The sequence below is a fragment of the Streptomyces calidiresistens genome, from assembly GCF_014141525.1.
Lineage (GTDB): Bacteria > Actinomycetota > Actinomycetes > Streptomycetales > Streptomycetaceae > Streptomyces > Streptomyces calidiresistens.
This window is the reverse complement of the sequence record NZ_VKHS01000161.1, coordinates 1-8,562: the sequence shown is the minus strand read 5'-3', so window position 1 is coordinate 8,562 and position 8,562 is coordinate 1. Positions and strand designations below refer to the sequence as shown.

General features: G+C 75.8%; 4 protein-coding genes. 3 read left to right on the top strand and 1 reads right to left on the bottom strand.

The features are described 5' to 3' along the window. From FOE67_RS09505 to FOE67_RS09495, 3 genes are all read left to right on the top strand, one after another. Window positions 1–1,420: hypothetical protein (locus FOE67_RS09505; RefSeq protein WP_228473713.1), on the top strand; the 1,420-nt coding region annotated here is incomplete at its 5' end. Beyond that, a complete protein-coding gene (locus tag FOE67_RS09500) occupies window positions 1,417–2,100 on the top strand; it encodes a hypothetical protein (RefSeq protein WP_182662506.1) in 684 nt (227 codons plus the stop codon). The genes FOE67_RS09505 and FOE67_RS09500, both read left to right, overlap by 4 nt. A gap of 160 nt (window positions 2,101–2,260) precedes the next feature. Then, the gene (locus tag FOE67_RS09495; RefSeq protein WP_182662504.1) at window positions 2,261–3,388 is read left to right on the top strand and encodes a DUF8017 domain-containing protein; all 1,128 of its coding nucleotides are present in this window, start codon (window positions 2,261–2,263) and stop codon (window positions 3,386–3,388) included. Between the two features lie 82 nt (window positions 3,389–3,470). Here FOE67_RS09495 and FOE67_RS09490 read toward each other — a convergent pair whose 3' ends face one another. Next, window positions 3,471–8,468, bottom strand: a complete 4,998-nt coding sequence (locus tag FOE67_RS09490; RefSeq protein ID WP_182662502.1) for a DNA repair ATPase — start codon at window positions 8,466–8,468, stop codon at window positions 3,471–3,473. Between the last annotated feature and the right edge of the window lie 94 nt (window positions 8,469–8,562).

Below are 8,562 nucleotides of genomic sequence, written 5' to 3'. Positions count from 1 at the left end.
CCCCGTGACGGCACCCCCGAGGCCCCCGGCGGGTCCGGCGCTCCCCGGAGACGCGGACCACGCGGACCCGGTACCCGAGCCCGCTCTGCGGCCGGCCGGCCGGGGGCGGGGAGCGGTGGAGGCGATCCGGCGCGCCCGGGTCCTCCTGCGCCCGGGGGAGTTGGTCCTCCGGGACGGCGGGAACCGGGAGACCCGGGTGCCGCTGGGTCCCGAGGGTGTCATCCGCGCCGTACTGGTCGCCGAGCCCGAACGCCGGAGCGGCGGGGGCGGCGTGTACGACCCGTTCGGTCGGCCCGGTTCGCGCGGCACACTTCTCCTGCTGGACGCCTCCGGCCGGTGCCGGGCCCGATTGCGGGTGGACGACTGGCTGCCGGAGTCCGCGCTGCTGCCCGCCTCGGCGCCGCTGGGGGAGGCCATGGCCGAACGGGCGGGATTCACCGCCCTGTGCGAGGCGGCGGGGCTGCCGCTGAAGGTCGTGCCCGATGTCGAACACCGGGATCCCGCGGAAGCGGGGATCGAGACCGCACCGGTGCTCTCACCGGCCACGGGGGTCTTTCCGACGTGGTACGGGGTCGCCCGGTGCACCGGGGCATCGGTGTGGTTCGTCTGCTTCGCGCTCGGTACCTTCGCCGGCCCGACCGCCCTCACGGCCCTGGTCGCCGCCCTCGCCGCGCTCTCCGCGCCGGTCGCCCGCCTGGTGCTGCGGGGTGTCGTCACGGTACGGGAGCGCCGCGTGCCGCCGCCGGTGGACGGCATCTCCCCCGCCCCGCGTCCCGGTGTCTCCCGACGGTTCCTGCGCACCGCCCGGGTGGGTGCGGACGGGCCCGACCTGGTGCTCGTGGACGGGGTCGGGCACACCCACCGGTTCGCGCTGCGCGGCCCCCTCGCCGTCCGGCGGCTGGTGCGGGTGCCCGACTCGGCGGACGGGACACCGGCCCGTCTGGAGTTCCGGGACGCCGCCGGCCGGACGCGGGCGGCCCTCCCGGAGGAGGACTGGTTCTCCGGGCCCGGGGGCCCGGAACGGCGCGAGCGGTTGCGGCGGCTGCTCGGCGTCCCGCTCACCGGGGAGAGACCGAAACCGGCCGGCGCCGGGAGGGGCGATCGGACGGTGCGCGACGCCGGGCCGGCGTTCGCCTCGGCCATGGCCCAACCCCCGGCGGCACGCGCCCGACGCGGGTCCGCCTTCCCCCGCGCCGTCGCCGGGCCCTCGTCCTCGATCTTCCTGGTCCTCTCGCCCGCCTTCGCGGTGGTCTTCGCGTTCTCGGTCCGGAACGCCGAGGGCGCCTTCGACGCCGTGACCGGCACGGCGCTGGGGGTCGCGATCGCGGCCTGGCTCCTGGCCGGTCTCCCCGTGGTGTTCCGCCTCCTGGCGAGCGCGCTGTGGTGGGAGCGCCCGGCACCGGTGGGGGGTTCCCGATGAGCGGGGCCGCGCGGCGGCCCTCCCGGCGCAGCGGTAACCCGGCGGTGCGGGAGCGGGCCGCCCGGGCGCCGCGCCCGGGCCGGTGGGCCCGTCGGCTCCGACGCCGGCGGGACCGCCTGTGGAACCCGGGGTTCCGCCGCACGGCCCTCGGTGTCGCCCCGGTGCTCGTGAGCTGTGCGGTGGCGGCCGTGCTCGTCTCGATCCACGATCCGCGCCTGGTGGACCTCGCCCTGCGGTGGCCCGGCGGGCCGCCCGGCTTCGCCGTGACGCTGCTGGTGCCGGCGGCGGTCGGGGTGGCGGCGGCGCTGTGCTGCGCGGTGCGGGTGGCGCGGACGCCGCCGCCGGCGCCGCTCGGCTCGCGGATCGCCCTCGTCGTGGTCGGCGCGTCGGCCTGTGCCCTCGTGCTCCTCGCCCTGAGCGCCCTGCCCCCGGAGGGGACGGGGACGGCCCACTGCGCGACCCGGGAACTCGGCTGCCTCCTCGCCGAGTCGCACCCCCGGGTCTCCTCCGCGATGCTCCCCGCCGTGCTCGTCGTCCTGTGGCCGGCGGCCCTGCCGGCCGCCGCCCTGGCGGCGCCGGCGGGACGGCGCCGGCGGGCCGTGGGCTCGGTGCTCGGCACCGGGGCGGTGGTGTTCGCCCTGCTCGGTCTGCTCGCGGTGCTCCTCCCGCCGATCCCCTGATCCCGCCCTTCCGGCCCGGTCGGCCCGCCCCTCCGGGGGGCCGGTTCGCCCACCGTTCCGGCACCGATTCGGTGGAGTGTGCACGAAAGCGGTTGCGGGTGTGTCCCGATCCGGAGACAGCCATGGCCGGCCGACCGGCGTCCTTCTAGGGTCTTGCGCCATGAGTGTTCCGCCTCCGCCTCCCCCACCGCCCGGCATGCCGCCGGGCACTCCCCCGCCGGGCGACGACGGCCGGCCGGGGGCCACCGGTCCGCAGCAGCACCCCTGGCTCGCGGGCGGGCAGCCGACCCAGCCGCCGCAGCAGCCGTACGGCGCCCCCGGGCAGCCGAACCCGTACACCCAGCCCACGCAGGGGTGGACGGCACCGGGCGCGGCCCCCGAGGGGCCGGGCAAGCCCCCCTCCGGGCGGGGGAAGATGATCGCCGCCATCGCCGTGTCGGTGGCCCTGGTGGCCGGTGTGGCCGTGGCGGGCGTGCTGGTGGTGCGGGGCAACGACTCCGAGCCGACCGCGAACGCCTCCCCGACGCCCTCCCCGGACCCGGAGGAGACCGAGGAGCCGGAGCCCGGGCCGGAGAACACCCTGCGGCCCGACGACCCGCGCGCGGGCACCCGGGGCGATGTCGAACCGATCGTGGCGGACGACTGGTTGGTGCAGACCAACACCAAGCGGTCCCTGGCCTTCGACGTGCCGCCGGACTGGTCCACCAACAGCGAGGACATGTTCGTCTGGATCGAGGACGAGCGCGAGGGCGTGGAGGACGAGGAGGAGCCCGAGCCGGAGGAGACGGACGGGGAGGAGGGAGACGAGGGGGACGACGAGTTCGACTTCGACTTCCCCGAACCGAACATCCTGGTCGGCATGTCCGCGACGGCCGTGTACGGCGAGAACTGGTGCCCCGAGCGCTGGACCTCCCGGGTGATCGCCGGGTCCAAGGGCAGCCTGGGCGCCACCGACACCGCGGACGCCGCCACCCTGGAGGCGCGGGACTGGGCGTACTCGGCGTACGACCAGTACCAGGAGGGCACCTTCGAGATCACCGAGCCCGAGGCGTTCACGACCACCGAGGGCCTGGAGGGTCACACCGTCACGGCGACCATCTCCGGCGGGCGGGAGGACCCGGAGGACGCCTGCGACTGGACCGAGGGCAAGGTCGTGACGTTCTCCTACCGTGACGCCCGGGCCGACCTGGCCACCTGGATCCTGGTGACCGACACCGGCCACGACGAGGAGATCGACGACGAGTTGATCGAGACGATCATGGGCAGCCTGCGCCGTTACGACGGCTGACGGGTCGCCGATACGACGCGGCGCGGGCCGGGCCGGGGCTTTCCGCCCCGACCCGGCCCGCTTCACGCGACGGCCCCGCCCCTCACCCCCGGAAGGAGCGCTTGATCTCCTCCCACCGCGCGGCCTGTTCGGGCGTGATGCGTCCGCGCAGCTCGGCGAGCTTGAGGAGGTTGGCCTCCGCCCCCGAGGTGAGGGTCTGCGCCTCGGCGAGGTAGTGGTCGTCGATCACGGCCTCCACCTCCTCGTCCGTCATCACCGGCACCAGACGCTCGGTCAGGCGGTTGGTGTTGCGGTAGGAGCCCTGGAGGCGGAACGGCGGCTCGGTGCGGTGGGCGTCGTCCTGCGTCGCCGAGGCGATGTAGGCGGCGTTGACCCGCAGCGTGGTCCGTTGGACCCGCAGCAGCTTGTCCAGGACGGCGAGGATCTGCTCCAGGTCGGCGGCGCCGTAGGGGTGGTCGAGGCGGTCGGCGTCGGCCGTGGCGTCGCCCCGGGCCAGCCGCACCAGCAGGTCCACGTCGGCGGGGTCACGACCGGCGAGGGGCGCCAGGACGGGGTTGGAGGTGAGGGCGTTCTCGATGTGGGAGAGCGCGAACAGCTCCTCCCGGCCGGAGAGGACGTCCCCGAGGTTCCACACATCGGCCCGGTTGGCGAGCATGTCGGGCACCCGGAAGCGGGTGCCGCCCTCGGTGAAGGGGTTGCCGGCCATGCAGACGGCGAACCGCTTGCCGCGCAGGTCCCGGGTGACGGCCCGGCCGTCGGCGCCCACGCCGTCGATCCGGCGCTGGGCGTCGCACAGCGGGATGAAGCGCTGGAGGAACTCGGGCGAGCAGTGCTGGATGTCGTCCAGGTACAGCAGGACGTTGTTGCCCATCTCCAGCCCGAAGTTGAGCTTCTCCACCTCGCGGCGGGCGGCGGCGTCCGGGGCCGCCGCCGGGTCCAGGGAGGTGGTGCCGTACCCCAGGGCGGGGCCGTCCACCTTGACCAGGATCAGGCCGAGCCGGGAGGCGACGTACTCCATCAGCGTGGTCTTGCCGTAGCCGGGGGGCGAGAGCAGCATCAGCAGGCCCTGGCTGTCGGTGCGGCGCTCCTCGCCGGCGGTGCCCAGCTGCTTGGCGAGGTTGTCGCCGATCAGCGGCAGGTAGACCTCGTCGATGAGCCGGTTGCGGACGAAGCCGGACATCACCCGGGGGCGGAAGGAGTCCAGGCCCAGGCGTGCGCGCTCCGCGTCCAGCAGGGCGTTGCGGCGTCGGACCCAGGCGCGGTGGGCGGGTACCCGGTGGCGGCGGAAGCGCTCGGTGCGGGTGAGGAACTCGTCCAGCCGCACCTCCAGCCGGCCGTTGCGCACCCGGGGGTGGGTGCCCAGGAGTCCGCCGACACCGGCCGTGAGCGGGGCGTCCAGCGGGCGGTGCGCGAGGGGTTCGCTCCGGCCCGGGTCCGCGCACAGCTCCAGGGCGACGGCCTCGGGGACGTCGCCGGGGTCGCGGCCCCGGTCGGCGGCGAAGGCGGCGAGCCAGGCGTCGGCGAGCCGGCGGGCGGCGGCCGGGTCCCCGTCCAGGGCGCGCAGATCCTCGGTGAACTCCTTGGCGCCGTCGGTGCCCAGGGCGAGACGGAAGTCCTCCAGCAGGGCGCGGGCGCCGGGGCCGGCGATGAAGACCGGGCGGCGGTCGGCGCCGGGTGCGGCGTCCGACGGGCCGGCGGCGGCGAGTTCCTCCAGCAGGTAGGCGCCGGCGGTCTCGGCGCGGGACGCCGGATCCTCCACGGCGGGGTCGGCGGGGTCGGCGGGGGTGTCCGGGGCGCCCGGAGCGGTGGCGGGCTCGGTGGCCCGGGTGAAGGCCTCGACGCCGGCGGCGAGTTCGGCGCGCAGGTCGGCGACGGCCGTGCCGGCGCCGAAGAGCCGGCGGGCCCGCCCCAGGGAGTGGGCCCGGGTCAGCAGGGAACGGCGGGAGGCGGGGTCGGTGCCCATGCTCCAGAAGAACTGGGCGTCGGCGCGCGCCCGGGGCGGGAAGCGCAGCAGATCGGCGCCGGCGTGCAGGCGCAGCAGGACGGCGAGCAGACGGGCGGCGTCGTGGTCGTGGACGCCCCGGTCGTGGCCCTCGTCGTAGGCGGCCTCGGCGGCGCGCCGCACGGTGGGCAGCAGGGCCCGGGTGAGCCGTTCCAGGTCGGCGTCGGTGATCTCGACCGCCGGATCGAGAAGCCCCGCGGGGGTCGCGCCGGCGGCGGGGCCCCCGGCCTCCCCGGCCGACGCCCGTCCGACGGTGTCGGCGAGCGACCCGGCGCCGTGTTCGGCGAGCAGGGCGGCGGCGAGGTGTTCGGCCCGGTACACCCGCGGGGACTCGGAGACCAGCGGCTGATCCCAGAAGGCCCGGGTGTCGGCGAGCGAGGGGTCGGTCAGCGGCACCCGGTAGTCGGTGCCGGAGATGGTGAAGGCGAGGGTGTCGCCCATCGGCACCAGTGTCAGGTCCACCTGGTGGTCGGTGACGGTGAAGGCGTGCCGGCCCAGTCGCACGGTGCCGTCGGGGCCGTACAGGTCGGTGCGGTCGCGCAGCGCCCGGACGGCCTCCTGGCGGATGGCCGCGAGCCGCCCCTCCAACTCCCCGGCGCGCACGGTGTCGCCCAGTTCGCGCAGCTCGGCGGCGGCGACGCGCACCCGGCCGACCAGGGGGTCGCCCGCGAACCAGGCGTTGACCTCGTCGAGGTCGGCGAGTGACCCGGCACGGCGGGAGACGGTGCCCAGGACGCGGTCGGCCCCGTCGGCGATGCGGCGGGCGTGCCGGGCCCGCTCGTCGAGTTGGGCCTGCTTGCGCGCGGAGAAGGTCTCGTAGATCTCCTCGCGCTGTTCCTCCAGGCGGGCGAGGAACTCGTCGAAGGTCCCGAACCGGGCCTCCAGGTTCTCCAGTTGCAGCAGCAGCCGGCCGAGTTGCTCGTCGCACTCGTCGGGGGTGCCGGCCGAGGCGAGGGCGCCGGTGACGGCCTGGCCGAGCAGGGCGAACTCGGCGGCGAACTCGGCGCGGCCCTCGCTCTCCAGCAGGTCGCGGCGCCGACCGTCGAGGACGGCCCGCGCCCGGTTGACGGCGCCCAGCACCTCGCCGATGCGCTCCAGCAGGCCGGTGCGGACGGCGGCGTCGGGGATGTCGAGTCCACCGATGACGTCGGTGACGGTGCGCAGCCGGTCCGCGTGGCCGGCGATCTCCTCCCCCAGGGGCTCGGCGTCGGCGGTGCGGCCGATGGCGGCGGCGCGTTCGCCGAGGGCGGCGATCTCGGCCGCGGGCCCCTCGAAGGCGTCCTCCCGGGAGAGGAAGGAGACGGCGCGGCGGCCGGTGGCCGCCAGCGCCTCGGCGAGGTCGGCCACCAGGGCGTCCACGGCCTCCGGGTCGATCCGCCGGATCTCCCGCAGGCTCTCGGCACGTCCCTGCGCGCGGCGCAGTTCGGTGAGGAGGTCGACCCATCCCCCGGCCTCCCGGGGCGCCTCGCCCCGGGAGCGGCGGACGAGGGAGGTCGCCTCCTCCCGGGCGCGTTCCAGGGATTCGGCGGCGTGGCGGCGCTGCTCGACGACCCGGCGGTACTCGTCGATGACCTGTTCGGCGGTGGTGTGGAGGGCGGTGAGCGGCTCGTGCAGGGCCTCCATGCCCTCCAGCGACATCCAGTGGTACCGGTCCGCGAGCCGGGTGCAGGCGGCGACCACCGCTTCGAAGACGGCGGTGTCGGGGGCGAGTTCGTCGGCCATCCGGGCGACGGTGAGGGCGTCGGAGACGCCGCGGACCAGTTCGGCGTTGCCGACCCGGGCCAGCGGGCCCTCCCCGACGGGTCGCTCGGCGTGGTGGGCGTCGGAGACGAAGGGGGTCTCCCAGACCTGCACGGGGTGGACCCGGCCGGGCTCGTCCCCCTCGGCGCGGAAGACGATCATGGTGCCGTCGTCGAAGAGCGAGTACCCGTGGGTCACCAGGGGGGTGGCGACCTCCTTGCGGATGAGGTTGTAGGGCAGCAGCAGGGTGTGCCCCTCGGCCCGGGCGTGGAAGACGTAGAGCACGTCCTCGCCGTTGGGCGAGCGCAGGGTGCCGGTGTACTCCAGATCCGTGTCGTCGGCACCGGCGGTGGCCAGGACCCGGGCGGCGGAGCCGGGCGGGGCCGCGGCCAGGTAGTAGCCACCGGGGAAGACGATGCCCTGGTCCTCGGGCAGGGCACGGCAGGCGAGGCCGATGCCGTCGAGGCGCACGACCTCCTTGGTGCGGGTGTTGAACACCAGGTGGCGCGGGGTGTCCTCGTTGTAGGGCAGGACGCGCAACAGGATGAGCGCGCCCACCCGGGCGCGGGAGATGTCGGCGTCGGCGAGGGACTGCAGGGGCTCCTCGACGGGCTCGGAGAAGACGTCGCGTCCGGTGTCGGTGTTGTCCTCCACCCGGACGGTGAGCCGGCCGCCCACGGTGCTCACGAAGAGTTCGCCGTCGACGGCCACGTGGGGCTGGTCGCCGGTGACGTGGTCCTCGCGGGTGGTGGGAACCCACTCGAAGTCGTGGGCCGGCGGGAAGACGTGGTCGCGCTCGCCCTTGGCGTCCACGTAGTGCGGGGTGTCGTCGGGGTCCAGCCGCCAGCGCAGCACCCGGATGTCGGTGAGTCGCTCGCCGGTGCGGAAGACGGCGAGCAGCAGGCCCTCCACGCGCCGCAACTGGAGGAGTTCGGCCTGCCGGTAGTAGCGGAAGAGGCTGTCGAAGTCGCGCAGGAAGACCGGGTCGTCGAGCAGGCCGGGCAGGGCGTCGAGCGGTTCGGCGGTGAACCGGGTGCCCTCGGCCCCCGGGTGGTGGCGGTGCAGGCCGAAGACGTCCCCGACCGCCGTGGTGGGCTTGAGACCGAAGCGGACCCGGTAACCGGCCAGCAGCAGACCGCCGACCTGCACGATGTCGCGGGGCACGCAGTTGTGCTCGGTGCGCAGCCGGTCGGAGGCCACGGGACGCAGCTCGGTGCTGCCGAAGGTCTCCGTCCTGCGGGTGTTCAGTCGTTGGGCGCGGCGGGCCAGTTCGGCCGCGGCTCCGGTCATCCGGTCGCGGAGCACCTCGTAGGTGCCCGCGTCCATCTCGCTGCTCATCGCTCTCCTGCCGGGCGGGTGGGTGCGGCGGGCGGGGCCGACGGGTCGGGTCCGCCCCGGCCCCTCCGTTCCGGCGGGAACGGAGGGGCCGGGG